The following is a 25,236-nucleotide window of genomic DNA, read 5'->3' as shown; positions in this document are numbered from 1 at the left end:
GGCGCCCGCGGTTTTTCTTGAGGAACCAGCCTGATGGTTTTGCTATCCCGCCTTCGCCGCCACGGGCGGGTTCTTGCTTCGTGCCTGCTCTGTGCGGCTGCCCTTGGCGCCCCGGGACTGGCGCAGGATCGCCCCAGCCTGCCCGACCAAGAAAAGTTCGGCCGGGCCAGCGACGAGTATTCCTTCCGCTTTTGTGTTGATCCGCGTGATCCCGGATGGGAGTTCGACAAGGCGGTTGGCCTTGCCATTGCCGATAGTCTCTTGCTCGAGCCGCGCATGCATGTGGTGACCGACACCAATGAGCGCGCCGAATTCGAGGATGTGTACCGCCACCTGCTGGCCGATTGCGCGGTGTATTTCGGGTTCAAACTGTTTGCCGGCGGTTATCCCGAATGGGTGACAGTCACCCGGGCTTATTACGAAACCGGCTATGTGTTTGTGGCCAAGTCCCCTGCCCCCGCGACCCTCGGCGACATCGCCCCGGGCCAGGCGCTTGGGGCGACGATCGGCTCTGCGGCAGATTTCCGCCTCGTGCAGTTCAACAATTCCCGCCCGGCCGGGGAGCGCTGGCGGCGTTTTCCGATGGCGACCGACACCCAGGCGCTCGACGCCGTGCTGAGCGACACTGTCGCCGCCGCCCTGGTTTGGGCACCCTCGTTTTATGCCTTGGGCAAGAGCCGCCCTGATATCGCCGCGCTCGACATCATCGCCTCTCCCAGCCCGCTCAACCTGCCGCCGGTGCCCATTGGTGGCGTCATGCTTAGCCGGGACACCTTCTTGCGCAACAATATCGACCAGGCGATTGCGGCGCTGGTGGCGGATGGCGTCGTCGATGAGTTGCTGACGCTAATCGACATGCCCGGTGCGGCACCCTCCAATCCATGACTCCTGCCGTCGAACTGCACGACCTCAGCAAGCGCTATGGCCGTCATCTGGCGCTCGATGGGGTAGGCCTGACGATCAACCGCGGCGAGGTCTTTGCCCTGCTCGGCCCCAACGGCGCCGGCAAGACCACCTTGTTGCATATCCTCTGCACCCTGCTGGCGCCCGACAGTGGCACGGCCAAGGTCGGCGGGGCCGATGTGATGCGCGACCCATTACGGGTGCGGCGCAATCTCGGCGTAGTGTTCCAGACCTCCAGCCTGGATGGACGCCTGACGGTTCGGGAAAACCTCGAGTTCCACGGCATGGTCTATGGCGTGCCCAAGGCTTTGAGGCGGGACAGGATCCAGGAAATGCTGGCGGCGGTCGAGCTTGCGGATCGCGCCAACGCATTGGTGCAGACGCTTTCGGCCGGCATGAAGCGGCGGCTCGAAATTGCCCGCGCCCTTGTGCATGACGCGCGGATCCTCGTGATGGATGAACCGACGGTGGGGCTCGACGCCCGTTCGCGCGACGCCATGTGGGACTATATCGCCAAGCTGCGTGCCGAACGTGACCTGACCCTCGTCATCACCACCCATTATGTCGAAGAGGTTGAGAACTGTGACCGGGTTTGCATTATCGACCAGGGCAAGGTGGTGGCGCTGGACACCCCACATGCGTTGAAATCGCGCTATGGCCAAGAATATATGCGGCTGCGCCCGGTGGATGCGGCGGCAGCGCACGCTATTCAGTCGCGCTATCCTGAGCTGGTGACGCCTATCCCAGAAGGGCTGTTGGTCCGCATCCCACAATCGCAGTTCACGCGTGAATTCCTGGGCGAATTCGGCGATCGGCTCACCGACCTCTCCTTTGATCGCTCGAGCCTTGCTTCCGTGTTTCTCGCCATTACCGGTCGGCAACTGGAGCGCCCGGAACCCGTCACGCCCAAGCGGGAGGGACGCCGATGAGCCTGGTAGACGACTTTCCCCAAACCACACCGCTGGGGCCACGGGCTTTGGCTAGCGGGGTGTTTGCCATTTGGCTGCGCGAGATCAAGCGGGCCGCGCGGGACAAGGGGCAGTTGATCGGTGGGGTCAGCCGGCCGCTGCTCTGGGTTCTGGTACTAGGGATCGGGCTTAACCCTTATTTCCGCGGCGAGGTTTATGGCGCGGTCCGCTTTGTGATCCCATTCACCTATCTGCAGTTTATCTTCCCGGCCGTTATCGCCCTCAACATCATGTACACTTCGGTGCAATCGGCGGTGTCGCTGATCTGGGACCGCGAGTTCGGCTTCTTGCGCGAAGTGCTGGTATCGCCCATGCCACGCTCGCTGGTGCTGCTCGGCAAGGTGCTGGGCGGCGCGACGGTGGCGATGTTTCATGGCTGCCTCGTGCTGATCCTGGCGTTTTTCGTCGATGTGCCCATCGCGCCAGCCGATATCGCCATGGGCCTGCTGTTGATGTTTCTCCTGTCCTTTGGCCTGACGTCGCTGGGAATCGTGATTGCGCATCGGGTACGCAGTTTCGAGGGCTTCGGGGTGTTTTCGAACGCCGTGATCCTGCCGCTGTATTTTCTCTCGAGCTCGGTGTTTCCGCTCGATCCAGCGCTGTCGCGGGCGCAGGCGGCGATCATCTATCCGGAATGGCTGGTGTTCCTGATCCACGCGAATCCGATGACCTATGCCGTTGATGCGCTAAGAAAAAACTTCATCGGCTTCGCCCAGTTCGATCCATCCCTGGGGCCGCTGGTGCTGGTGGGCATGTGCGTGGTCTTTTTTGGCTGGGCGCTGTTCGACTTCCGCAAGAACTGAGCCATGTTGCGCCGCCTCCTCGATATTGTGTCGCAATATGCCTGGTTAATCGGAGGAGTGGCTCTGTTGCTGGCGGTGTATTTGCTCCCGCCCGATACCTCGCTTTCGGAGGTGCGGCGCCAGGGTCTGTTGAGCGCCTGCCTGCCCGTGACGCGGCCGCCGCTCGTGACCGCTGACGAGGCCGAACCGGGGCTCGAAGTTGAACTGCTGCAGATGATTGCCGAGGAGATCGGTGTCAGGTTCCGGCCGGTCACAGTGCCCGCCATGGGTGAGGATTTTGATCTGAGCCTGTGGCGGATCAGCCGGGCGCAATGCTCGGTGGTGGGTGGTGGCACGCTTGACACAGCAGCCACCCGCGCCTTTCTGGACGTAACGCCACCATTTGGCGAGACGGGTTGGGTGGTGCTGTCCCGGGCAGCGGGGGCACTGCAGACGGGGGCGACAGTGGCGGTGCTGGCCAATGTGCCGGGTGCCGACCGATTGGGGCTGTCGCGGTTCTTGCGAGGGCAAGGCGTTACCCCCCAGCTGGTGCGCTCGCCCGATGATCTCGCGACCGCAATTGCAGACGGTTCGGCCGATGCCGGCATTGCCGACGCGCTTTATGCCCACTCGCTGGCTCGCGAGGCTGGCTTGGTCATAACCGATCTGCCGCCGCCGCTCGGGCATGACGCTTTGGTGTTTGGCCTCTGGAAAGGGGACCTAACCCTCAAGCGCGCCATCGTTGCTGCCTTGGCGCGCATTCGTGACGACGGGCGGCTCAATGACTTGACCGTCAAGTACCTCGATTAGCCCAAACTCAGTCGATCAGCGCCAAAACCGCAGCGACGACCGGGGCCAGCCAGAGCTGGATCTTGCCGGTCGCGAACACCACAAGAAGGGCAAGGCTGACCAGCAGTCGCCGCCGCTCCAGCCAGCCGGCAATTTCCGATGTCCGCCCGAGTAATGCGCCAGCCGCCAGCGGCGGCACGGGCACGAGGTTGATCAGCGCAAACAGCACGGCGCTGCCCGAAAGCGCTTGCAGACCACTGGTCACGATGGCGCCCCAGGCCAGCGAATCCATGTTGATCGCGAGGGGGATCAGCCGTTGGGCGAGCCAAGCCAAGGCCAGCATGGCCAAGCTTGGGGCGAGCACGGCCGCAACTGGACCGAGAACGGGGGGGCGCAGACGTGTCGGCGTCAGGTGCAGTGGTGCCATCCACCCCAGGCCCGACACCAAGAAGGCCACAGCGCCGATCAGATCGAGATGAGCAGCAGGGTTGAGGGTGAGGCGGCCGTCTTGGGCGGGGCCTTGATCGCCCAGCGCACGCGCGGCACCCGTAAGGGCAAATCCGTAGATGGCGAGTATTGGGACCAGCACCGCAATGCGGGTCAACAATGTCGGCAGCGTCAGGTCGAACATGCTATTCCTCCCCGGCTGGTCGAACATGGAACGGTCGGTCGGGTCAAGCGATTGCGGCCCGGTGGGACGGAGCGCCAAGGCCGCTCGTGGCCTTCTGGCCTGCGGCACAGGCGCACGCGCTGCAACTCTGTGGCTTATCAGTGCGTTGGCAACCCGGCAGCAACAGGCTCGCCGCAGGAGCCCGTAGTGCAGCACCCCGTTCAGCAGTCCCCGTCCTATTCCTGGTGGAGCCGCGAGCAGCGTCCTTATACCCCGGCCGAACTGGTGGCCGATGGTCTGGTGCATGTGTTCGGGCTGGTGGGGGCGCTTGTTGCCGGATCGTTCCTTCTGGTATTTGCCCTGACGCACACTGCGCCGGAGGCGTTTCCGGCGCTTGTGCTGTATGTGGCAACGCTGATCTGCGTGCTTGGCGTGTCGCTGGCCTATAATCTATGGCCGGTTTCGCCGATCAAGATGCATCTGGCGCGGCTCGACCAGGCCGCCATTTTCCTGTTCATCGCCGGCACCTATACGCCTTTCCTCGCGGTGCTGGGCGGCACGACCACGGGCATGGTGATGACCACCTTCGTATGGGCCGCCTCGCTGATTGGCGTGGCCCTCAAGCTGCTGGTGCCGCACCGCTTCGGGCGCCTTGCCATTCTGCTGTACCTGGCAATCGGCTGGAGCGGCATCCTGGTGTTCCATGCGCTGGCCACCGCCCTGCCCGCCTCAACACTGTGGCTGATCCTGGCGGGCGGCGTCGTATATTCGCTCGGGATTATCTTCCACTTGTGGGAAACGCTGAGATTTCAGAACGCCTTGTGGCACGTCTTCGTGGTCGCGGGCGCCAGCCTGCACCTGTGGGCCGTGCTTGATTGCATGGTGTTCAAGCGGCTCTAGGATCAGGGCTGTAGCGCCGCCTCGATGAGGTCATGCTCGACGGTGTCACCCGGCTTGAGGCCAATCTCCTGGGAGCGCCCGCCGGGGATCTCCAGCACATAACGCACTGGAACCTGCGAGGGGATCGAAGTGGGGTCGTGCGGGCGGGCATTCACATGCACGGTTTTGACGACGCCCTTGCCATCGATGAAGATCATGTCGAGCGGAATAAAGGTGTTCCGCATCCAGAATGACACCTCCCGCTCATCCATGAAGTCAAAGAGCATGCCTTCGTCATCAGCCAGTTCCTGGCGGTACATCAGGCCCTTGGCGCGGCTTTCGGGCGTATCGACGACCTCGACCTTGAAGGCGTGATCGCCGGTCGAGGTGTGGAGAACCAGTTGGCCCTCATCGCTGCAGGCCGCCAGCGGCGCGACTGCGAAGAGAGCAGCCACGAGCAGACCGGAACGGCGCACCACTTGGGCGGGAGCGGAAGGCGCGGTGAAGGCGGTAAGCATGGATGGTGATCCTAGTGCGAAGACGGTGCGTCGCCCCATCCATCGGGCCGAATCTCGGCAACCATAAGGCCCTTGGGGCCATCGCCATAGCGAACCAGCACGAACTGGCCGGGCCGCAGCTCGGTGATGCCGAAGCGGCGCAAGGTTTCCATATGGACGAACACGTCAGGCGTGCCCTCGCCCGCGGACAGAAAGCCAAAGCCGCGAATGCGGTTGAACCATTTCACCTCGAGCCGGACCATGCCCGAAGTTGGCTCCACCACCACATGGGTGCGCGGCGCCGCCATTTGCGAAGGATGGCGCGCGGTGGATTCGTCCATGGAAATAATGCGAAAAGCCTGTAGCCCGCCGGGGCGGTTAAGGGCCTCTACCACGATGCGGGCGCCTTCATAGGCGGTCTGGTAGCCGTCGCGCCGCAGACAGGTGACATGCAGCAGCACGTCGGCCATGCCATTATCGGGCACGATAAAGCCAAAACCCTTGCCAGCGTCAAACCACTTGATGGCACCGGAAACCTCGATGGTATCCATGCTGCCGTCAGTCGCTTGCGGGCGATCGGTCACCGCCCCGGTAGACAGGGTCGTAGGCTCGTCGCCCTCGCCGCTCAGTTTGGCCCCCATAGATGCCGCCTTTTCGTACTCGCCTCGCGCCGCGAGGTACTCCACTAGCCTTAGCACTGTGTCCGATTCAGTGGCAAAAGTTAAGAAGGTGTTTCGAAATAGTTTAGGTGTGGCAGTTGCGGCTCACGTCTTCACTTGTTAGGCGAGTTGCCCGAACTGCAGAGGAATTACCCCGATGAAATATCTGCACACCATGGTCCGCGTGACCGATGTGGAAGCGAGCCTGCGATTTTATTGCGAGGGGCTAGGCCTAGAAGAGGTCAAGCGCAGCGAAAACGAGAAGGGCCGCTATACCCTGATCTTCCTGCGCGCTCCGGGCGACCAAGGTGGGGAAGTTGAACTCACCTATAACTGGGATCCCGAAGAATATACCGGCGGGCGCAATTTTGGGCACCTCGCCTATCTCGTTGATGACATCTATGGCCTGTGCCAGCACCTGTCGGACATGGGTGTCGTGATCAATCGGCCGCCACGCGACGGGCATATGGCCTTTGTGCGTTCGCCCGATGGGATCTCGGTTGAGCTGATCCAGAACGGCACCCTGCCCCCGCAGGAGCCTTGGGCTTCCATGCCAAATACCGGCAAGTGGTAAGCTAGCGAAACCCGATTTTTGTCTGCCGGCCGCAGGCCGGTAGACAGCTTCGTTAACCCTGACGCTTAGGCGCTGGTTAGCAATCTCGATCGTATTTTAGTGGCTTCGTAAACCATCAGTTGCTGTGTTGCTTGTGCGCAACCGGCCGACCTGAGTGGACGCCATGAAAACGATCGCCACCTTCCTCATTTGTGTTCTGGTTCTGACTGGCTGCGCCCCGATGGCGATGTTCGCCAGTGGCAGCGGGCAAGCCTATTCCGGCAAGCGCTCGGACTGGGGCACTTATGTTGCCAGCCGGGAGGTGAATGCGTTTTGCATCAGCCCGCAGCTGCGGTTCCTGATCTGGGAGTTCGAGGGGCATTTCGGGCGCAAGGTCATCATGAGCTCGGGCTATCGCGATGGCCGGCACAACAAGGCGGCGGGCGGCGCGGACAATTCTTTTCACACCAAATGCATGGCGGCGGACTTCTATATCCCCGGGGTGGACAAGCGCGAGCTGATCGCTTTTGCCATGCGCACGCCGGCGGTTGGCGGGCTGGGGTGCTATCCCGGTAAACCCTTTATTCATGTGGATGTGCGTGAGCGGCCCAAGGGCTATCGGCGGCCGGTGACTTTCTCAGGCTGTTGAAAAAGTTGATGGAAAGCGCGCAAAGGTGTTGCACATCCAAAAGGGTCCGACTATACGACCACCAGCGCTTAGGCGCCCTTCGTCTATCGGTCAGGACGCCACCCTTTCACGGTGGAGAGAGGGGTTCGATTCCCCTAGGGCGTACCATTTTCCTTGCTGCTGTTGCGGGGATAAGCTAGCACTAAGACCTCCTCCGCGCCCATCGTCTAGCGGTCAGGACACCGCCCTCTCACGGCGGGAACAGGGGTTCGATTCCCCTTGGGCGTACCAGGGTCTTGCTTCCTATTCATTGCTGGTTGTGCTGATCGCGTCAGGGAACTGACGGGTCGGCTTTTTGCGTGTTAGCACCGCCTTCGCCACTTTTGCGCCGGGTTGATGAACCGCGTCTGTCAGTTTGTTCATCGGGGTTTTTGGTGCCGAAGTTATGCCCGGGTGGTTCGGGTTGGGTGATGATGGGGGCGGTGATTCTGATTGGGGCGTCCGGAGAGATTCGGGGTGACTGAACGACCCCCTCCCCCGGCCCCTCCCCTCAAGGGGGCGGGGAGGATTTGCGGCGGCAGTGGGGATAGTCTCGGCCTTGGAGCTGAGGCGCGGTTGGGAGCGACGGCATGAGCGAAAAAGTTGCCTGGATCATTGGGGGCGGTTCGGGGATCGGGGCGGCGGTGGCGCGGATGCTGGCGGACCGGGGCTGGACGGTTGCGGTTTCGGGGCGGCGGGTCGAAAAGCTGGCCGAGGTCGCGGATGGCAAGCGCATTCATGCCTTTCCCCTGGATGTGACCGACACCGAGGCGGTGGATGCGGCAGTGGCGGAGGTAATCGCGCGGCTGGGGCGAATCGATCTGTTTGTGTTCGGGGCGGCGGCCTGGCAGGAGCGCAAGGTCAGCGATTATGCCATTGAACCCTTCAGCGCGGTGGTGGACGCCAATTTCCTGGGATTCGTGCGGTTCCTCGATCCGATTATCGCGCAGATGCGCCGGCAAGGCGGCGGGCAGATTGCCGGGATCGCTTCGGTAGCGGGTTATTTCGGCTTGCCGCGTTCGGCGGCTTATTCCTCGACCAAGGCGGCGATGATCGCGTTGCTGCAGACGATGCGCACGGAACTGGCTGGCAGCGGGATCAAGGTGCGGATGATCGCTCCGGGATTCGTGAAATCCGAGCTGACGGCGCGCAATGATTTCCCGATGCCGTTCCTGATGGAAACCGAGGATGGGGCGCGGCGGATCGTTGATGGCCTGTTGGGCTCGGATCGGTTCGAGATCGCGTTTCCCCGGCGCCTGGTGTGGCCGATGAAACTGCTGCGGATGATGCCCTACCCGGTGTTCTTCTGGGTGATGGGCCGGCTGCCCAAGCCCAAGGATTAGAGCTCAGGCCGGACGGCGGTACTGGTAGATTCCAACATCGATGCAGCCCTCGGTGAAGCCCGCCTCGCAGTAGCTGAGGTAATAGATCCATTTGCGGCGGAAATGCTCGTCATAGCCGAGCGGGGCGATCATGGGCCAACGCTCAAGGAACCGCTCGCGCCAAAGCCGCAGGGTGCGAGCATAAGAAAGGCGGAAGGTTTCCACCTGTTCGAGCACAAGGCCGTGCTGCTCGCCGCATTCGCGCATCGCCGTCTTGGTCAGCAGCATGCCGCCGGGGAAGATATAGCGCTGGATGAAATCGGGCCCGCTGCTATAGCCGGCAAAATCGGCCTCATCGATGGTGATGGCCTGAATGGCGGCGGTGCCGCCGGGCTTGAGCCGGTCATGGACCGTCTGGAAGTAGCTCGGCCAGTGTTCCTGCCCGACCGCTTCGATCATTTCGATCGAGCCGATATGGTCGAACTGGCCGGTGGTGTTGCGATAATCCTCGAAATGAAGCTTGGCGCGGTTGTCGAGCCCCTGGCGGCGCAGGCGCTCCTGGCCGAAGCGCAGCTGTTCGGCGGAAAGAGTGATGCCGCGCAGATTGGCGCTATAGTCTCGCGCGACGGTTTCGGCAAAGCCGCCCCAGCCACAGCCGATTTCCAGAACGCTCGAGCCGGGGGTGATGCCGGCCATGTCGGCGACGCGGTGATATTTGGCGAGCTGGGCTTCCTCGAGACTTTGGTCCCCGGAGGTAAAGACCGCCGAGGAATAGGTCATGGAGGGATCGAGCCACTGGCCGTAGAAGTCATTGCCGAGGTCATAGTGCTCGGCGATGTTCTGCTTGGAGCCATCGAGCGTGTTGCGGCGCGAGAGATGATAATGCAGATCGCCGGCCGCCTTGCGGAAGATGCCGGGATTGGCGCGCTGAATGATATCGCGGTTCTGCAGAAAGAAGCGGAACAAGGCGGTAAGGTCATCGACCTCGATGTCGCCATTCATATAGGCGGCGGCAAAACCAACCGTGCCGCGCTGCATCGATTCGCTCAGAACCCGGAAATTGTTGAGGCGCAGCACGGCATGAAGCCCGGTGGCCGGATTGCCCAGGGTTCGTGTGCGGCCATTGGGGAAGATGATCGTGACGCCGCCATGCCGGGGCGCGTTGACGACGCGGGAGCCGATTTGCTCGACGGCCCAGGACAGTATCGCCGTCAGAGGTTTGCTGCCGGCGGCGGTATTCGTGACTGCAGTTTTACGCATAAACGCTTGCCCAGCTACCTGGCAGCGCTGCAGAGCGACTGCCCCGAGATAGAACCCCCTCCCTGGCGCGCTGTCGGCAGTGCGACAAAGAGGCCCATGCGCTTAATTTACGCAGCCCACAAGCAGATGCAAGCCTCAGTTCACCTCACGGGGCAGGCACGGCTAGATCGGTGAGGCGAAACTGCACCTGTTCGCGGCCTTGATAATGGTCGATCGAAAGCCCGCCGGCAAAATGCAGCGGGCGATCGGTATTGCCAAGCAGGGCATCGCCGATCGGGGTGCCCGCAGCACGAAAGGCAATGGCCTTGAGCCGCGCGCCATCGCCCGAGGTCAGTGAAAAGCTGACATGGCCGCCTTTGCCGACAATTTGGGCGAACTTGGCGCGATGGGCTGGAAAGGCAAAGAGTGGCGAAGGATTGCCGGCGCCATAGGGCCCTGCCCGCTCAACCTCATGCACAAGTTCAAGCGTGGCGCCGCGGCTGGTGAGCGCGGCATCCACCGGCAGGCTCGTGGCGCGGCGGGCGGTTCCCACAGCGGACCCCAGCGCTTCAAAAAGGAAGGAGCGGAAGGGGCCGAGCTGGCCGGGGCGGATGGTAACGCCGGCTGCCATGGCATGGCCGCCGCCCTTGGGGATGAGGCCGGTTTCCACCGCTTCGATCACAGCACGCCCCAGATCGACGCCCGGCATGGAGCGGCCCGAACCCGTGCCCGAGCCATCGGGCTGCAGCGCGATGGCAAAGGCGGGGCGCTCGAAATGCTCGCGCAGGCGGGCGGCAACGAGGCCGACAATACCGGGGTGCCAGGCGGCGGAAGCCAGCACTAGCACCGGCGGGCCTTCGCCATTGCCGATTTCGAGTTCGGCGACGCGCGTGGCTTCTTCCACCGCTTCAATTTCGATGCGCTGGCGCTCGTTATTGAGCTCGTCAAGGCGAGCGGCAATGGCGAGGGCGTGATGCTCGTCGGTGAGGGTGAGGAGTTCGGTGCCGAGCGCGGCATTGCCGATGCGTCCCCCCGCATTGATGCGCGGGCCGATCAGAAAGCCGAGGTGATAGGGATTGAGCGGACCATTGACGCGGGCGGCGAGCGCGAGGGCGGCAATGCCCAGATTGTCGCCGCGCCGCGCGATCTGGAGCCCACGCACCACAAAGGCGCGGTTGAGGCCCACCAAGGGGACCACGTCGCAAACAGTGGCGAGAGCGACGAGATCAAGGAGGCGCATGAGGTCAGGCAGACCGGTATGGCCGCGCGTGCGCAAGAGGCGGTTGACGCCAACCAGCACCATGAAGGTGACGCCGGCGGCGCAGAGATAGCCAAGGCCCGAAATATCGTCGGGACGGTTGGGGTTGACCAGGGCGGTAGCGGGCGGCAGCTCGTGGTCGGAGAGATGGTGGTCGATCACCAGAACATCGACGCCGCGATTGCGGGCATGGGCGATGGGGGCATCGCTGGTGGTGCCGCAATCGAGGGTGATGATGAGGCGCGCGCCGCCATCGATGAGCTTGTCCATGGCGGCGATATTGGGACCATAGCCTTCAAAGATGCGGTCGGGGATATGCACCTGCGGGGCAGCGCCGAAATGGTGAAGGAACCGCGCCATGAGGGCGCAGGAGCAGGCGCCATCGACGTCGTAATCGCCAAAGAGGGCGATGGGCTCGCCCGCTTCGATCGCCCCGACGATCCGCTCGGCGAGGGCATCCATGTCGGTCAGGGTCGAGGGATCGGGCATCAGTTCGCGCACGGTGGGCTCGAGATGCTTTTCGGCGCCATCGAGACCCACGCCGCGGGCGGCGATGATGCGCGCGAGGATTTCGGAAATGCCGGTGCGCTGGCCGATGGCGGTGGCAATGCGCGTGGCATTGGGATCGAGGCGATCGACCCAGGCACGGCCGGACAGGGAACGGGAAACGTCGAGAAAGTGGCGGGGAAGCTCCAGCATGGCGCAGAGTTAAGCTATATTAGCGGCAATTTCGAGGGGCTGCCCGGCCGGCGCGGCAAAGCGGCCCGCGCCCAGCCGGCACGGATCAGACGCGCAAACTTTCCGGGCAGCCCGGAAAGTTTGGTTCAACGGGCGTGGCGGGCGCGGATCCAACGGACGGTCTGGGACCAGGAGCGCATGACGATGGTGGAGGTTTCCACCGCATTGCGGCTGAGGCGGATGCCATCGAGCAAGGTGCCGTCGGTAACGCCGGTGGCGGCAAACAGCACATCGCCGGCGGCGAGTTCGCCTGCCTCATAGATCCGGGCGGGATTGGTGATGCCCATGCGGTGGGCGCGCTCGCGCTTGGCGGGAGTATCGAGAATGAGCTTGCCTTGCATCTGCCCGCCAATGCAGCGCAGCGCGGCAGCAGCAAGCACGCCTTCGGGAGCGCCGCCGGAGCCGAGATAGATATCGACGCCGGTCTGGTCGGCATTGACTGCGTGGATGACCCCGGCAATGTCGCCATCGCTGATGAGCTTGACGGCAACCCCGGCGGTGCGCAGTTCCTCGATCAGCGCGGAGTGGCGGGGCCGGTCGAGCACGATGGCGGTGATTTCGCTCAGCGGCACGCCCTTGGCCTTGGCCAGCGCGGTGACGTTTTCGGTGGCGGTCCAATCGATGTGGACGGTATCGGCGGGATAATCCGAGCCGATGGCGATCTTGTGCATATAAACATCGCGCGCGACGTTAAGGAGGCCGCCGCGCTCGGCCATGGCGAGGACCACAATCGAATCAGGCTGGTTCTTGGCGCAAAGGGTGACGCCTTCGAGCGGATCGACGGCGATATCGACCTGGGGCCCCGCGCCGGTGCCGACGCGTTCGCCGATGAACAGGCGTTCGCATTCATGCTCTTCGCCTTCGCCGATGACGATACGGCCATCGATGGCAACGGTGGCAAGCTCGTCGCACATGCCCCCGACGGCGGCCTCATCGGCCGCTTGTTCATTGCCCTTGCCGCGCCACTGGGCCGCAGCGATGGCGCCCCGTTCGGTGACGCGAACGAGCTCAAGCGTCAGGCTGCGGTGAAGATTGGCCGGGCTCTCGGCCTCGACCTTGCTTAGTTTCATGCTGGCTCCCCCCGGGCCCTGTTCTTATCCCGGTGGGAGTGTCAGAGCATTTCGATCCGGATCAACTGCGGTTCACCCACTATGAACCCGTCAGCGGCGATCTGCGCAAGCGATTCACGCACATCCGATTCCAAAGTCCGCTGGGTGATCATCACCACAGTGCGGACAGGCGTACCGTCTTCGGCCACAGCCTTAACGCCAAGATCGGACCGTTGAATGACAGAATCGATGGAAATCGAGCGCTCACCCATGCGGGTGGCGATGGCGGCGAGCGCGCCGGGCACGTCCTTGGCGCTGAGGCGGATATAATAGCCGCCCTCATGGGCCCGCATGGGCGCCTGTTTATAGGGCATCAACTCTTCGGAGGGTACGCCGAGCGGGGGCACGCGGGTGCCGCGGGCGATGTCGAGAATATCGGACAGCACCGAAGCGGCGGTGGGCGGGCCACCAGCGCCGGGGCCGGCCAGGAGCAATTCGTGGACGTGATCGGTTTCGAGCGCGATGGCGTTCATCACCCCGTCGACGCCGGCAATGGCCGAGCCTTTGGGCACGAAAGTGGGGTGCACGCGCTGCTCGATGCCGTCTTCGGTGCGCTGGGCAATGCCGAGGAGCTTGATCTTGTAGCCCAACTCGGCGGCAACCTTGATGTCGTGCTGGGTGATGCGCGAGATGCCTTCCACATGGATCTGGTCGGGGGCGATCTCGTAGCCAAAGCAGAGGGTGGCGAGGATGGAAAGCTTGTGGGCGGTATCGAAGCCCTCGACGTCAAAGGTCGGATCGGCTTCGGCATAGCCCAGAGCCTGCGCGTCCTTGAGGCAATCGGCAAAGGAAATGGCCTCATTGCCCATGCGGGTGAGGATATAGTTGCAGGTGCCGTTCATGATGCCAAAGACCTTGGCGATGCGGGCGGAGCCCAAGCCTTCACGCAGGGTCTTGATGACGGGGATGCCGCCAGCGACCGCGGCTTCGAAGCCGAGCTGGGCCGAGGATTCTTCGGCAAGGCGCGCGAGGGCAACGCCGTGCTTGGCGAGGAGCGCCTTGTTGGCAGTGACGACGGGGCGGCCGATCTCGAGCGCGGCTTTCACCGCAGCAAAGGCCGGGCCGTCTTCGCCGCCGATCAGCTCGACGAAGAGATCGATGCCGTCGGATTTGGCCAGGGCCACGGGATCGTCGAACCATTCAAGGCCCGAAATATCGATGCCGCGGTCGCGCGAGCGGGAGCGGGCGGCAACGGCCGTGACGACGATCTGGCGGTTGAGCTTGCGCGTGAGTTCGGCACCGTCGCGCTGCAGGATGCGCACGAGGGTCGCACCGACATTGCCGAGGCCCGCAACGCCGATGCGCAGCGGCGGGGCGGTTTCCCCTTCCCCGAACTCCTGCATCGCGCGCAAAATGCGGGCGCGCGTTTCGCTGCGCGGTTCACGCCCCTCGCGCAGGTCGAACACAAACAGCGGATCGCCCGCCACCGTGCGCCCGAACCGGGTCGGGGTCCAGCCGCGTGCGGCAATGAAAGATTCAACAGACTGGCGGAAAGACTTGATATCGCTCATGGGCGCGCATCTGCATAGGAAATGACCTAGAGGTCAATAGGAGTTGGCGAGCACCCCCGACTGGCGCAGGACTTGCACCTTGTGAGGGGCTCAAACCGGCCTGGTTTTACCACCGACCGCGGGCAGAGAATCCGCCGCCTCTGCCTTAACTTTGCCACACCGGGGACAGGACAGCATGCCGCACCCCCAGGTAAAACCGGAAAGGCTTTTATTAACAAGCATTTGCGCCAATTGCAGTGTTCTTGACACCTGTAGGGGGCGCCACTATGTTGCGGCCACTTAGAAAAGGGCGCCCTGCCAAGTGCAGGTTCAAGCCGGCCGAGGGGAAGAGGCGGATGCAAGAGCCGCAAGATACCGAAGGTCGGCCCAGTGCTGCAGGGGTAACGCGCGATCTGGCATTGCGCATTGCCCAGGCCAGGCGGGAACGGGAGCGCGAGGACAACAGAGCCTCGCAGGACCATTCCAAGCAGATGAGCGGACTGGCGCGCGGCATGCGCATCGGCACCGAATTCGTCGCCGCCATCATGGTTGGTACAGGTCTCGGCTACCTGATCGACCTGGGATTGGGTTCAAGCCCTTGGGGCATGCTGATCCTGCTGTTGGTGGGCTTTGCTGCCGGAGTATTCAATGTCATCCGCGTGGTGACGGAAATGAACGCCGCTTCACCGCCTCCGCCGGGCTCCGATATGGGGCCCGAGCCGGATGAGGAAGAGCGGATCGATTAGATGATGACGCGCAAGGGGCTCTCCATTGGCCGGTACTGATCCGATCCACCAGTTTGTCATCGAAGACATTTTTCCCATTGCCACGATTGGCGGCGATGGCACCCCCGGTTCGGGGCTGAATATCGCCTTCACCAACTCCTCGCTTTATATGGTGCTGGCAGTGGTGGTGATCACGGGCTTCTTGCTGCTGGCAACGAGCCGGCGCAGCATCATTCCCGGCCGGCTGCAGCTGGTGGCGGAAATGGGCTATGAGTTCATAGCCAATATGCTCAAGAGTTCGGCCGGCACCGAAGGCATGCGCTTCTTCCCCTTCGTGTTCTCGCTGTTTGCCTTCGTTCTGGTGGGCAACCTGTTTGGCATGATCCCCTATGCCTTCACCTTTACCAGCCACATCATCGTGACCTTCGCGCTCGCCATGCTGGTGATCAGCGTGGTGTTCATCTATGGCGTGATGCGCCATGGCCTCAAGTTCTTCAAGCTGTTCGCCCCCGCCGGCATCCCGACCCCGATCCTTTTCATCGTCGTGCCGATCGAAATCGTGTCGTTCCTGTCGCGTCCGATCAGCCTGTCGGTTCGTTTGTTCGGCAATATCCTGGCTGGCCACATCACGCTTAAAGTGTTCACCGGCTTTGTGGTGACGCTGGGTGCCGCCGGGTTCCTTGGCTGGATGGGCGCCATCCTGCCGCTCTTCATGGGCGTTGCCCTGACAGCACTCGAATTCCTCGTGGCAGCAGTGCAGGCCTATGTGTTTGCAGTGTTGACTTCGATGTATCTCAACGACGCGGTTCACCCTTCACACTAGGCGTTGAGTTTTTCCCCGGCGAACCCGCCAACTTCTTTGACCCCTCGAAAGGACTACCCAAATGGACGCTGAAGCCGCAAAGTTCATCGGCGCTGGTATTGCAACCCTCGGTATGGCCGGCGCTGCCCTTGGCGTGTCATCCATCTTCTCGAACTTCCTGACGGGCGCACTGCGCAATCCGTCCGCTGCTCCTTCGCAGGTCGGTAACCTGATCTTCGGTTTCGCCGTGACCGAAGCACTGGGCATCTTCTCGTTCCTGGTCGCCCTGATCCTGCTGTTCGTCGCCTAATCCAAGGCAGCACGACGCTGATGCAGCCGGGGCTCTAGACCCGGCTGCCTTTTCTCGACCGGCCGACCGCCGGTTTCTCCGGATCGAACGGAACCAAGCCGATGGCCACGCAAGCCTTCGCCCAAGAGGCGGAAACACCGAGCGAGCAAAACCTCGACACGGTTATTGATGTCCCCCATGGGGAGCCTGTGGAAGGCGCCACGGGGCATGACCCCGCTGCCGAACACCACGGCACCGAAGTGGGCGCCGATGCCCATGACACCGGCGTGTTCCCGCCCTTCGACCCCGCAACATTCCCCTCACAGCTGTTGTGGCTGGCGATCACCTTCGCCGCGCTCTACCTGCTGATGAGCAAGCTGGCCCTGCCCCGCCTCGGTTCGATTATCGACGAGCGCAAGGCACGGCTGGATGCCGACCTGGCTGCCGCCGATGCGAGCCGCCAGAAAACCGATGCCGCCATCGCTGCCTATGAGGCGGCCCTTGCCGCTGCCAAGAGCAAGGCGCAGGGCATTGCCACCGAAACGCGCGAATCCATCCAGACCGAACTGGCCGCCAAGCGCCAGGCCGTGGAAACCGACCTTGCCGCCCGCATGACTTCGGCCGAGGCGCGCATCGCCCAGACCAAGGCCGCCGCCCTCACCCAGGTCGACGATATCGCCGCCGAAACGGCGCAGACCATCGTCGCCCAGCTCGTGGGCGAAGTTTCGCCTGAAAGCGTTCGCGCTGCAGTCGCCAAAGTTGGCAAGGAGTAAGCAGCATGGAATGGATGGATAACAGCTTCTGGGCCACCGTCGCGCTGGTTCTGTTTTTTGCCGTGGCTGCCTATTTCGGCATTCCCAAAACCATTGCCAAACTACTCGACGGCCGGATCCGGCAGATCGCCGATGAGCTGGAAGCAGCCAAGCGGTTGCGCGAAGAAGCCGCGGCATTGTTGGTGGAATATGAGCAAAAGCGTGTTGCGGCCGAAAGCGAAGCGGAGAGCATCATCGCCACCGCTCGGGAAGACGCCGTGCGCCTGACCAATGAAGCCCAGGCGTCGCTGGCTGAACTTGTCGCCCGCCGCACCAAGACGGTGGAAGACAAGATCGCTCAGGCAGAGGCCCAGGCCATTGCCGAAGTGCGCGCCCGCTCCGCCGATGTTGCCATTGAGGCTGCGCGCGTGGTGCTCACCGACGAGATGAACAATCGGGGCGGCCAGGTAGTCGACCGGGCGATTGCCGATGTGGGTTCGCGGTTGAACTAAGGCTTTTGCGGTTTGAAGTTTGAAGAAGGCGGGTTTTCGGACCCGCCTTTTTTGTGTTTTGGCGTTGGGGGTACGGCCCCTCCGCCGACCAGAGGCCTGAGATGGAAGCACCGGTTGATCCCCGGGCCTCCAATCCCGCCCATCCGCCTGCACCCCCACCCCTGGCCCCTCCCCTCAAGGGGGAGGGGAACGGATAGGCCGGTGGGCTGAGTGGGGAACTGGCCGGTAAGACTCAGCTGTTGGTTGGAAGTTGGGCTTAGTGCGGAACCAGCGGTTCTTGTGCTTCCCTCCCCCTTGAGGGGAGGGATTGAGGGTGGGGGTGCTGGCTCCTCCGCCCATTGGAGCCCTGTCGGAAGCGCCGGTAACCCCTCGTGACCTCCACTCCTGTCCATCCACCTGAACCCCCACCCCTGACCCTTCCCCTCAAGGGGGAGGGGAACGGACAGGCTGGTGGGCTGAATGGGGAGTTGGCCGGTCAGCCACAGCTGTTGGCTGATAGTTGGGCTTGATGCGGAACCAGCGGTTCTTGTGCTTCCCTCCCCCTTGAGGGGAGGGATTGAGGGTGGGTGTGCAGGCTCCTCCGCCAGTGGAGCCCTGTCGGAAGCACCGGCAACTCCTCGTGACCTCCACTCCTGTCCATCCGCCTGAACCCCCACCCCTGACCCCTCCCCTCAAGGGGAGGGGGACGGAGGGGCTGGTGGTTGGATAGGTATGGATCGGCCACGTAGCCTCAGCTCGGGACCGGTAGCTTGGCTTAGTGCGGAACCAGCGGTTCTTGTGCCTCCCTCCCCCTTGAGGGGAGGGATGAGGGTGGGGGTCCCCCAATGGGCCACACGGCGACCCCTCCCTTGGCCCCTCCCCTCAAGGGGGAGGGGAGGCAGGCTGATGGGGTGGTGTGGGCGGAGGGTTCTTTATGGTGCGCTGTTTGCAGCTCGAGGGTAGCCCAAGCGCCTGAACCCCCACCCCTGACCCCTCCCCTCAAGGGGGAGGGGACGGAGGGCCGGTGGTTGGATAGGTATGGATCAGCCAGTCAGCCTCGATGCCGATTGGTAGCTTGGCTTAGTGCGGCGCCAGCGGCTCTCGGGCTTCCCTCCCCCTTGAGGGGAGGGATTGAGGGTGGGGGTTCGGGCTCTTCCGCCCAGTGGAGCATTGTCGGAAGCACCGGTTAATCCTAGCGCCTCCCACTGCTGCCGATCGGCCTGAACCCCCTCCCCTGGCCCCTCCCCTCAAGGGGGAGGGGAGGCAGGCTGATGGGGTGGTGCAGGATGGTCGATGCTGCTGGTGCCCTACAGAGACACCAGAGAGCGCCCAGGCGCCTGAACCCCCACCCCTGACCCCTCCCCTCAAGGGGAGGGGGACGGAGGGGGTGGAGTTAGGCGGATCGAGGACTTGCGCGATGGGTTAGGTGGGGTGGGAAGTGGATTAACCCCTGCCCTGCCCAAAATTACGCAGTCAGGGGGACGACGTTGCCGGTGCCGGTTTTGGTGCCGAGGAGTTTTTTGACGTTGCGGGCGGCCTGGCGGATGCGTTGTTCGTTTTCGACGAATGCCAGGCGGATATACTGATCGCCATATTCGCCAAAGCCGACGCCAGGGGCGACGGCGACGCCGGTCTCCTGGATCAGCATCTTGGCGAATTCCAGCGAGCCCATATGGGCGTACTGGGCGGGAATGGGGGCCCAGGCGAACATGGTGGCCTTGGGGACCGGGATGTCCCAGCCGGCGCGGGCAAAGCTTTCCACCATGACGTCGCGGCGCGCCTTGTAGATCTTGCGCACTTCCTCGATCACTTCATCGGAGCCGTTGAGGGCGGCGGTGGCGGCGACCTGGATGGGGGTGAAGGCGCCGTAATCGAGATAGGATTTGACGCGCGCAAGGGCGGCGATCAGGCGCTCATTGCCGACGGCGAAACCGACGCGCCAGCCGGGCATGGAATAGGTCTTGCTCATGGAGGTGAACTCGACCGAGATGTCGATGGCGCCCGGGATCTGCAGCACGGAAGGCGGCGGGTCCTTCTCGTCGAAATAGATCTCCGAATAGGCGAGATCGGACAGGATGAAGATGTCGTTGGCGCGGCAGTACTTGACCACTTCGGCGTAAAAATCGAGCGAGGCCGTATAGGCGGTCGGGTTGGCGGGATAGTTCAAGACCAGCGCGATGGGCTTGGGGATGGAGTGGCGCACGGCGCGATCGAGCGAGCGCATGAAATCTTCATTGGGATCGGCCGGCATGGAGCGCACGACGCCGCCGGCCATGATGAAGCCAAAGGAATGAATGGGATAGGTGGGGTTGGGCACCAGCACCACATCGCCCGGGGCGGTAATGGCCGAAGCCATATTGGCAAAGCCTTCCTTGGAGCCAAGGGTGGCGACTACTTGGGTATCGGGGTTGAGCTTGACGCCAAAACGGCGGCCATAATAGCTCGCCTGCGCCTTGCGCAGCCCCGGAATGCCACGCGAGGTGGAATAGCGATGGGTGCGCGGGTCCTTCACCACTTCCTGGAGCTTGTTCACGATGTGCTCGGGGGTGGGCATATCGGGATTGCCCATGCCCAGATCGATGATGTCGACGCCATCGGCGCGCGCCTTGGCCTTGATCGGGTCGATATGGGCAAAAACATAGGGCGGGAGACGGCGGATGCGGTGGAAATCTTCGCTCATGGAATCCTCGGGCGGTCCGGGGTGGGACCTTGCTAGCGACAACGCGCTGGGGCCGCGCAGTCTGCAACAGACTGGCTTATTGTCGCGGAATTATGGTTTGAACAGGGTTAAGCGTTCTCGAAGGGATCGCAGATTTGTTCGGCTCTTCCCGGCCAACACCGTGGCCCAGCGGGAAGAGCTAGCGGGCGTTCGCCGCTGCCCCGACCGTGGCGGCTGCCACGGGACTGCCGGCGAGCAAGGCTCCAACCAATGCAATCATGTGGGGAAACGGCATGACTCTTGCCCTTAAGATGCGACGTAGTTATGAAAACCGGCTAAAGGTTCGTTGTTCATAAATGCTGACCCGGGTATTGTAAATGGTCTGCCGCAGGCCGATTTCCGCACCACATGCAGCGGATGACGAGGTCCAATCTTGAAGCGCATAGCCTTGGTGACGATTGGAACGCAAGGCGACGTTCAACCTTACCTGGCCCTCGCAATCGCCCTGCAGGAGCGCGGTTACGAGACGGTGCTTGGGGCTTCCGAAGAGTTCAAGGACCTGATCGAAAGCCGGGGCGTCGAATTCCATTCCCTCGGACCCTCCATCCAGGCATTTTTGCAGCAATCGCGGTTCGAGAACGCGATGAGCCAATCCATGCTGATCAATGCGCCCGCGCTGTTGCGCCAGGGCCAGCAGATCGTGGATACGGCGGCGCGCCATGCCTGGAATATGTGCCAGGGGTGCGACGCGATCATCATCAACATGAATACCAGCTTTGGCATCGACATTGCCGAAGCGCTCAAGATTCCCGCGATCATGACGGCGCTGCAGCCGCTCAACTCGACCAGCGAGTTTCCGCTGTGCATGTATTACGTGGGCAATGATCTAGGGCCGGCGCTCAACAAGCTGTCCTATACGGCGGCGACCGTGCAGCAGGCTTATTGGAACCTGCCGCGCAACAAGCTGCGGCGCGAGCTGATGGGGCTCGATGCGCGGCTGATGGGGGGGCTCTTCACCAATACCGAAGGCACGCCGCTGACGACGCTTTACGCTTATTCCGAAGCCGTGTCGCCGCGGCCGCGCGATTGGCCCAAGACGGCGCTGGTGACGGGCTATTGGCAGCTCAAGACGCATGACGACTGGCACCCCTCCCCCGAGTTCCAGCGGTTCCTGGCCGCCGGGGATGCGCCGGTTTATATCGGCTTTGGCTCCATGCCATTCGGGGCGGAGCGCAATACGCAGATCTTGAAAGAGGCCGTGCGGCTCTGGGGCGGGCGCGCGGTGGTGGCGCGCGGCTGGGGCGGGATCGATCCGTCCGATCTGCCCGACAGCATCTTTGCGTTCGAAAAGGCGCCGCATGACAAGCTGTTCCGCTATGTGAGCGGGGTGGTGCATCATGGCGGGGCGGGCACGACCTCGGCGGGGCTGCATCTGGGGCGGCCGACCTTTGTGGTGCCACAGGCGATCGACCAGCCTTATTGGGGGCGGCGGGTGTATGAGATGGGCTGCGGGCCCAAGCCGGTGCGGTTGCGCAAGCTGACTGCCGAGATATTGGCGGCCGCGCTGCAGGACCTCAGCACCAATGAGACCTATCGGCGCAATGCCGGGGAGATTGCCGAACTGCTGCAGGCCGAGGACGGCACGGGCAAGGCGATCGACGTAATCGAGGGCGTGATGGCCAACTACAAGCCGGTGCGCACCAAGCCGCGGCGCCCGGCGCTCAAGCTGGTGGGCTGAGGCGCGTTGCGAGACAAAGAAAAAGGGGAGGCAGCGGCCTCCCCTTTTTGTTGATCCCGGGCCTGTTACAGGCGCCGCGTCAGTGCACTGAGCGTCGCGGCCAACAGGGGAACGGCTAGCAGGCTCGCGCCCATGGCCAGAACCAGTGGGCCGGCCCCGGCATCCATCCAGCCGAGCCAGATCAGGAGGCAGGCCAGGGCTACGCAGGACAGGCCGGTGAGGCGGTGGACGAGGCGCCAGGCGCGGTCGGAGGCGATCGGCCAAGGCAGGCGCAAGCCGCGATATGTGTGGCGTTCAGCCTCGAACAGCACTGCCGCCAGCACGAGCAGGACGCCAGCCAGCACAAAGGCGGTGGCGCGGAAAAAATCGAGATCGGAGCCGACACCCTGCATCAGGAGGGCGAACTGGCATGCCGTGGCAATGGCAAGCGCGAGGGTCAGAGCGGGATCGAGGATGTGGCGGGTATCGGCCAGTTGCTTATTGGAGAGGCGGCGACCGAGTAGCCAGAAACCACCCATCAGCGCCAGTTCAACCAGCGGGGCGACCGCCAGGGCGATGTCACGCGGCCAAGCCCAATCGGCGGTGCTGCCCTGCCAATGGGCCACAAAGACATAGCCCTCGGGCACATGGATGAGGGCGACCCCGGCAATGGCCAGGGTGACGCCAAACAAAAGCAGGTGGAAGCGGGTAACGAGGCTGGGCATGACGCGGGGTCCGGAGGCCCGTCACATATAGGCGGGTGGGGGAGGATGGGAAGTGGGGATGTGGGGCCTTGGTGTTTGAAACCAGGTGGGCAGCGGGGCTCCACTCCGTGGAGGGGCCGGCACCCCCACCCTCTCAGCCATTCGAGCGCAGCTCTCATAGCCTTCTCACCTGAAATCGGTCCACCGGAGCGATTTCACCTGCGGCCGGTTCGAAGCCCCTCAAGGGGGAGGGAGGCGATGGGGTGGAGAGATCTGGGACGAGCATGTGCAGCGGGACTACGCAGCACGCGCCTTCACCGCAATAGAAAAGGGCCGGTTGCCCGGCCCCTTTCGTAGTCGCGAATGAAAAATCCGAAGCTTAGCGCTTGGAGAACTGGAAGGATTTGCGGGCCTTGGCCTTGCCGTACTTCTTGCGTTCGACGACGCGGGCGTCGCGGGTCAGGAAGCCGCCCTTCTTGAGCACGGGACGCAGGTCCGGCTCGAAGAAGTTGAGGGCCTTGGAGATGCCGTGACGAACGGCACCGGCCTGGCCGGACAGACCGCCGCCGGCAACAGTGACCGTGACGTCATACTGGTCGGTGCGTTCGGTCGCGACGATGGGCTGCTTGACGATGAGCTGCAGCACGGGACGGGCGAAATAGGCAGCGAATTCGCGGCCATTGATCACCAGATTGCCCTTGCCGGGCTTGATCCAGACGCGTGCAACGGCGTTCTTGCGCTTGCCGGTGGCATAGGCGCGGCCCTGCGCGTCGAGCTTCTGGACATGGACGGGAGCGGTGTTGACGGCCGGGGCAACAGTGGAAGTGCCAAGGTCTTCAAGAGAGTTGATGGTCTCGGCCATTACTTAGCCCTCACATTCTTGGAGTTCATCGCGGCAACATCGAGCTGCTCGGGAGCCTGAGCCTCGTGGGGATGCTCGGCACCCGAATAGACGCGCAGATTCTTGAGCTGGGCGCGGGTCAGCGGGCCACCAGGCATCATGCGGCGCACGGCGTTCTCCAGAACGCGCTCGGGGAAGCGGCCTTCCAGCAGCTCGCGGGCAGTCCGGTCCTTGATGCCGCCGGGGTAGCCGGTGTGCCAGTAAAAGCGGTGCTGATCGAGCTTGCGGCCGGTCAGCTTCACCTTGTCGGCATTGATGACGATGATGTTGTCACCCATGTCCATGTGAGGCGTGAAAGTGGGCTTGTGCTTGCCGCGCAGACGCGAAGCGATGATGGACGCGAGGCGGCCGACGACCAGCCCTTCGGCGTCGATCAGGAGCCACTTCTTGTCGATCTCGCTCGGTTTTGCCGAGTAAGTGGTCATGTTGATATCCTTAGAAAGCTATGCCTGCCGACCACAGCTCGAGAGCAGTTTTCGGCATGTTCGAGTGGGCGTGTAGAGGGAGAATGGGCTCGCGTCAAGCACGAATAAAATCGTCAACACAAACAAGCGCTTACAGAGGCGGTATTATATTACCGCATCGGTTCTGCAGGGCCGACTGAGACGGGGGAAGCCGTGCGCTGGACGCCAGCGGAGCGCGCGGCGCGTAGCAGATCGGCCAAGTATAGCGTTACCGCGCCGGCCAGGATGAAGGCCACGGCCTGGTGGGCCACGGCAAGGTCGATCTGCACCTGGGACAGGAGGGTGGAAATGCCCAGGACTACCTGGAGCAGCACGATAAGGCCAAGACGCGGCAGCCAGCGGTGAACGCCGGCAAAGCCCCCTGCCCTCGCCTGCGCCCAAAGCAGCCAGACCATATACAGCACGATGCCGTAGGCGATCATGCGGTGGTTGAACTGAACGGTCAGGTTGTTTTCGAAAAGATTGCGCCAGCCCGGCTGCATGGCCCCAAGGCCGTTGGGAACAAGGGCACCGTCCATGAGGGGCCAAGTATTATAGCCCATGCCGGCATCGAGCCCGGCAACAAAGGCGCCGGCCGCGATCTGGATCATGATGAGGACGAGAAGCAGTCCGGCGCTCCAGAGGTGCTTGGCACTCACCTGCCCCGTTACCGGCCTTGGATCGATGGAGCGGGGCACATAGGTCAGTGCGATCAGCAGTACGCCGGCGGCCGTGAGGTGAGCGGCGAGGCGGTATTGCGACACCGAGGTGAGTTCCGTCAGCCCCGAAGACACCATCCACCAGCCCAGCGCGCCCTGAAAACCACCGAGCAGGAAAAGGCCGAACAGCGGCAGCGCCAGCGTGCGCGGCAGGCGCTTCTGGAACAGGAAAACAACGAAGGGCACAATGAAGAGGAAGCCCAGCACCCGGCCGAGCAGGCGGTGGAACCACTCCCAAAAGAAGATCATCTTGAAGTCGGCCAGCGACATCCAGGTGTTGTTGACCTGATATTGCGGGATCTGCTTGTAGGCTTCGAATTCTGCGAGCCAATCGGCTTCGGTCAGCGGAGGAATGGCACCGGTGATCGGCTTCCAGCTGGTGATGGAGAGGCCCGATTCGGTTAGCCGGGTGATGCCGCCCACAACCACGATCAGCAACACAAAGGCGGCCAGGCCATAAAGCCAGATGCGCACCGGACGCAGGCGATCGGCAGCTGGCGAAATGGCAGGGCTCAGTGCGGCATCGTGGACAAGAGTCACGGGCGTATTCCCGGTATCGTGAAAGGCAGGC

General features: G+C 63.1%; 26 protein-coding genes and 2 tRNA genes. 16 read left to right on the top strand and 12 right to left on the bottom strand.

Translation table 11 applies throughout. From position 1 onward, the window contains the following. The first annotated feature begins 33 nt into the window (after window positions 1-33). The 4 genes from AC3YMN_RS13945 to AC3YMN_RS13930 are packed head-to-tail and all read left to right on the top strand — an operon-like array spanning window position 34 to window position 3,463. Window positions 34-885: a substrate-binding periplasmic protein gene (locus AC3YMN_RS13945; protein WP_489890447.1), complete on the top strand. Its 852-nt coding sequence runs from the start codon at window positions 34-36 to the stop codon at window positions 883-885. Beyond that, a complete protein-coding gene (locus tag AC3YMN_RS13940; RefSeq protein ID WP_489890446.1) occupies window positions 882-1,832 on the top strand; it encodes an ABC transporter ATP-binding protein in 951 nt (316 codons plus the stop codon). Before AC3YMN_RS13945 ends, AC3YMN_RS13940 begins: the two co-directional genes overlap by 4 nt. Further along, complete coding sequence (locus AC3YMN_RS13935; protein WP_172122926.1) at window positions 1,829-2,674, top strand: ABC transporter permease; 846 nt, start codon at window positions 1,829-1,831, stop codon at window positions 2,672-2,674. The genes AC3YMN_RS13940 and AC3YMN_RS13935 overlap by 4 nt, the downstream gene beginning before the upstream one ends. A gap of 3 nt (window positions 2,675-2,677) precedes the next feature. Then, on the top strand, window positions 2,678-3,463 hold the full coding sequence (locus AC3YMN_RS13930; RefSeq protein ID WP_489890445.1) for a substrate-binding periplasmic protein: 786 nt from the start codon (window positions 2,678-2,680) through the stop codon (window positions 3,461-3,463). A 7-nt stretch (window positions 3,464-3,470) separates the two neighbouring features. Here AC3YMN_RS13930 and AC3YMN_RS13925 read toward each other — a convergent pair whose 3' ends face one another. Continuing rightward, the gene (locus tag AC3YMN_RS13925; protein ID WP_489890444.1) at window positions 3,471-4,073 is read right to left on the bottom strand and encodes a zinc metalloprotease; all 603 of its coding nucleotides are present in this window, start codon (window positions 4,071-4,073) and stop codon (window positions 3,471-3,473) included. 186 nt (window positions 4,074-4,259) lie between these two features. Between AC3YMN_RS13925 and trhA the strand changes: the two genes are divergently transcribed. Continuing rightward, window positions 4,260-4,952 (top strand): PAQR family membrane homeostasis protein TrhA, encoded by a 693-nt coding sequence (trhA, locus tag AC3YMN_RS13920; protein ID WP_489890443.1) that lies wholly within the window; start codon window positions 4,260-4,262, stop codon window positions 4,950-4,952. A gap of 2 nt (window positions 4,953-4,954) precedes the next feature. Here the strand turns inward: trhA and AC3YMN_RS13915 are convergent, their stop codons facing one another. Then, window positions 4,955-5,449: a DUF192 domain-containing protein gene (locus AC3YMN_RS13915; RefSeq protein WP_489890442.1), complete on the bottom strand. Its 495-nt coding sequence runs from the start codon at window positions 5,447-5,449 to the stop codon at window positions 4,955-4,957. 11 nt (window positions 5,450-5,460) lie between these two features. Beyond that, on the bottom strand, window positions 5,461-5,979 hold the full coding sequence (locus tag AC3YMN_RS13910; RefSeq protein ID WP_248305320.1) for a cold-shock protein: 519 nt from the start codon (window positions 5,977-5,979) through the stop codon (window positions 5,461-5,463). Between the two features lie 265 nt (window positions 5,980-6,244). On the opposite strand from AC3YMN_RS13910, the gene AC3YMN_RS13905 reads away from it, so the two are divergent. The 5 genes from AC3YMN_RS13905 (at window position 6,245) to AC3YMN_RS13885 (ending at window position 8,650) form a co-directional block, all read left to right on the top strand. Continuing rightward, window positions 6,245-6,661, top strand: a complete 417-nt coding sequence (locus AC3YMN_RS13905; protein ID WP_127752561.1) for a VOC family protein — start codon at window positions 6,245-6,247, stop codon at window positions 6,659-6,661. A 163-nt stretch (window positions 6,662-6,824) separates the two neighbouring features. After that, complete coding sequence (locus AC3YMN_RS13900) at window positions 6,825-7,289, top strand: YcbK family protein (protein WP_489890441.1); 465 nt, start codon at window positions 6,825-6,827, stop codon at window positions 7,287-7,289. Window positions 7,290-7,361: 72 nt separating this feature from the next. After that, a tRNA-Glu gene (locus AC3YMN_RS13895) sits at window positions 7,362-7,436 on the top strand. A 48-nt stretch (window positions 7,437-7,484) separates the two neighbouring features. After that, window positions 7,485-7,559: transfer RNA gene (locus tag AC3YMN_RS13890), tRNA-Glu, on the top strand. Between the two features lie 338 nt (window positions 7,560-7,897). Continuing rightward, on the top strand, window positions 7,898-8,650 hold the full coding sequence (locus tag AC3YMN_RS13885; RefSeq protein ID WP_172122921.1) for an SDR family NAD(P)-dependent oxidoreductase: 753 nt from the start codon (window positions 7,898-7,900) through the stop codon (window positions 8,648-8,650). A 3-nt stretch (window positions 8,651-8,653) separates the two neighbouring features. Here AC3YMN_RS13885 and AC3YMN_RS13880 read toward each other — a convergent pair whose 3' ends face one another. The 4 genes from AC3YMN_RS13880 to AC3YMN_RS13865 all read right to left on the bottom strand — a co-directional run bounded on the left by AC3YMN_RS13880 (window position 8,654) and on the right by AC3YMN_RS13865 (window position 14,316). Then, the gene (locus AC3YMN_RS13880) at window positions 8,654-9,889 is read right to left on the bottom strand and encodes an SAM-dependent methyltransferase (protein ID WP_173087534.1); all 1,236 of its coding nucleotides are present in this window, start codon (window positions 9,887-9,889) and stop codon (window positions 8,654-8,656) included. 145 nt (window positions 9,890-10,034) lie between these two features. Further along, window positions 10,035-11,825 (bottom strand): single-stranded-DNA-specific exonuclease RecJ, encoded by a 1,791-nt coding sequence (recJ, locus tag AC3YMN_RS13875; RefSeq protein WP_489890440.1) that lies wholly within the window; start codon window positions 11,823-11,825, stop codon window positions 10,035-10,037. Between the two features lie 125 nt (window positions 11,826-11,950). After that, the gene (gene glpX / locus AC3YMN_RS13870) at window positions 11,951-12,934 is read right to left on the bottom strand and encodes a class II fructose-bisphosphatase (protein ID WP_489890439.1); all 984 of its coding nucleotides are present in this window, start codon (window positions 12,932-12,934) and stop codon (window positions 11,951-11,953) included. 41 nt (window positions 12,935-12,975) lie between these two features. Then, window positions 12,976-14,316, bottom strand: coding sequence for a homoserine dehydrogenase (locus tag AC3YMN_RS13865; RefSeq protein ID WP_489890544.1), 1,341 nt, complete (start codon window positions 14,314-14,316; stop codon window positions 12,976-12,978). Between the two features lie 503 nt (window positions 14,317-14,819). On the opposite strand from AC3YMN_RS13865, the gene AC3YMN_RS13860 reads away from it, so the two are divergent. From AC3YMN_RS13860 to AC3YMN_RS13840, 5 genes are all read left to right on the top strand, one after another. After that, window positions 14,820-15,209 (top strand): AtpZ/AtpI family protein, encoded by a 390-nt coding sequence (locus AC3YMN_RS13860; RefSeq protein ID WP_489890438.1) that lies wholly within the window; start codon window positions 14,820-14,822, stop codon window positions 15,207-15,209. 25 nt (window positions 15,210-15,234) lie between these two features. Next, window positions 15,235-16,011: a F0F1 ATP synthase subunit A gene (locus AC3YMN_RS13855; protein ID WP_127752553.1), complete on the top strand. Its 777-nt coding sequence runs from the start codon at window positions 15,235-15,237 to the stop codon at window positions 16,009-16,011. 61 nt (window positions 16,012-16,072) lie between these two features. Next, window positions 16,073-16,300 carry a F0F1 ATP synthase subunit C gene (locus tag AC3YMN_RS13850; RefSeq protein WP_127752552.1) on the top strand — a complete coding sequence of 76 codons (228 nt, stop codon included), beginning with the start codon at window positions 16,073-16,075 and terminating at the stop codon, window positions 16,298-16,300. A 101-nt stretch (window positions 16,301-16,401) separates the two neighbouring features. Beyond that, window positions 16,402-17,052, top strand: coding sequence for a F0F1 ATP synthase subunit B family protein (locus AC3YMN_RS13845; protein ID WP_173087532.1), 651 nt, complete (start codon window positions 16,402-16,404; stop codon window positions 17,050-17,052). 5 nt (window positions 17,053-17,057) lie between these two features. After that, window positions 17,058-17,543 carry a F0F1 ATP synthase subunit B family protein gene (locus tag AC3YMN_RS13840; protein WP_127752550.1) on the top strand — a complete coding sequence of 162 codons (486 nt, stop codon included), beginning with the start codon at window positions 17,058-17,060 and terminating at the stop codon, window positions 17,541-17,543. Window positions 17,544-18,987: 1,444 nt separating this feature from the next. Here AC3YMN_RS13840 and AC3YMN_RS13835 read toward each other — a convergent pair. Beyond that, window positions 18,988-20,202, bottom strand: coding sequence for an LL-diaminopimelate aminotransferase (locus AC3YMN_RS13835; RefSeq protein WP_489890437.1), 1,215 nt, complete (start codon window positions 20,200-20,202; stop codon window positions 18,988-18,990). A gap of 412 nt (window positions 20,203-20,614) precedes the next feature. Between AC3YMN_RS13835 and AC3YMN_RS13830 the strand changes: the two genes are divergently transcribed. Continuing rightward, a complete protein-coding gene (locus tag AC3YMN_RS13830; RefSeq protein ID WP_164854767.1) occupies window positions 20,615-21,919 on the top strand; it encodes a glycosyltransferase in 1,305 nt (434 codons plus the stop codon). 65 nt (window positions 21,920-21,984) lie between these two features. Here AC3YMN_RS13830 and AC3YMN_RS13825 read toward each other — a convergent pair whose 3' ends face one another. From AC3YMN_RS13825 to AC3YMN_RS13810, 4 genes are all read right to left on the bottom strand, one after another. After that, entirely contained in the window at window positions 21,985-22,623 is a 639-nt protein-coding gene (locus AC3YMN_RS13825) for an SdpI family protein (RefSeq protein ID WP_489890436.1), read from the bottom strand. Window positions 22,624-22,981: 358 nt separating this feature from the next. After that, window positions 22,982-23,464 carry a 30S ribosomal protein S9 gene (gene rpsI / locus AC3YMN_RS13820; protein WP_127752546.1) on the bottom strand — a complete coding sequence of 161 codons (483 nt, stop codon included), beginning with the start codon at window positions 23,462-23,464 and terminating at the stop codon, window positions 22,982-22,984. Continuing rightward, window positions 23,464-23,928, bottom strand: coding sequence for a 50S ribosomal protein L13 (rplM, locus tag AC3YMN_RS13815; RefSeq protein WP_127752545.1), 465 nt, complete (start codon window positions 23,926-23,928; stop codon window positions 23,464-23,466). The genes rpsI and rplM overlap by 1 nt, the downstream gene beginning before the upstream one ends. 149 nt (window positions 23,929-24,077) lie before the next feature. After that, entirely contained in the window at window positions 24,078-25,205 is a 1,128-nt protein-coding gene (locus AC3YMN_RS13810) for a COX15/CtaA family protein (protein WP_489890435.1), read from the bottom strand. Between the last annotated feature and the right edge of the window lie 31 nt (window positions 25,206-25,236).

It is taken from the genome of Devosia sp. Z11_6 (genome assembly GCF_058133665.1).
The sequence above is the reverse complement of the archived record's forward strand: the minus strand, read 5'-3'. Positions and strand labels throughout refer to the sequence as shown.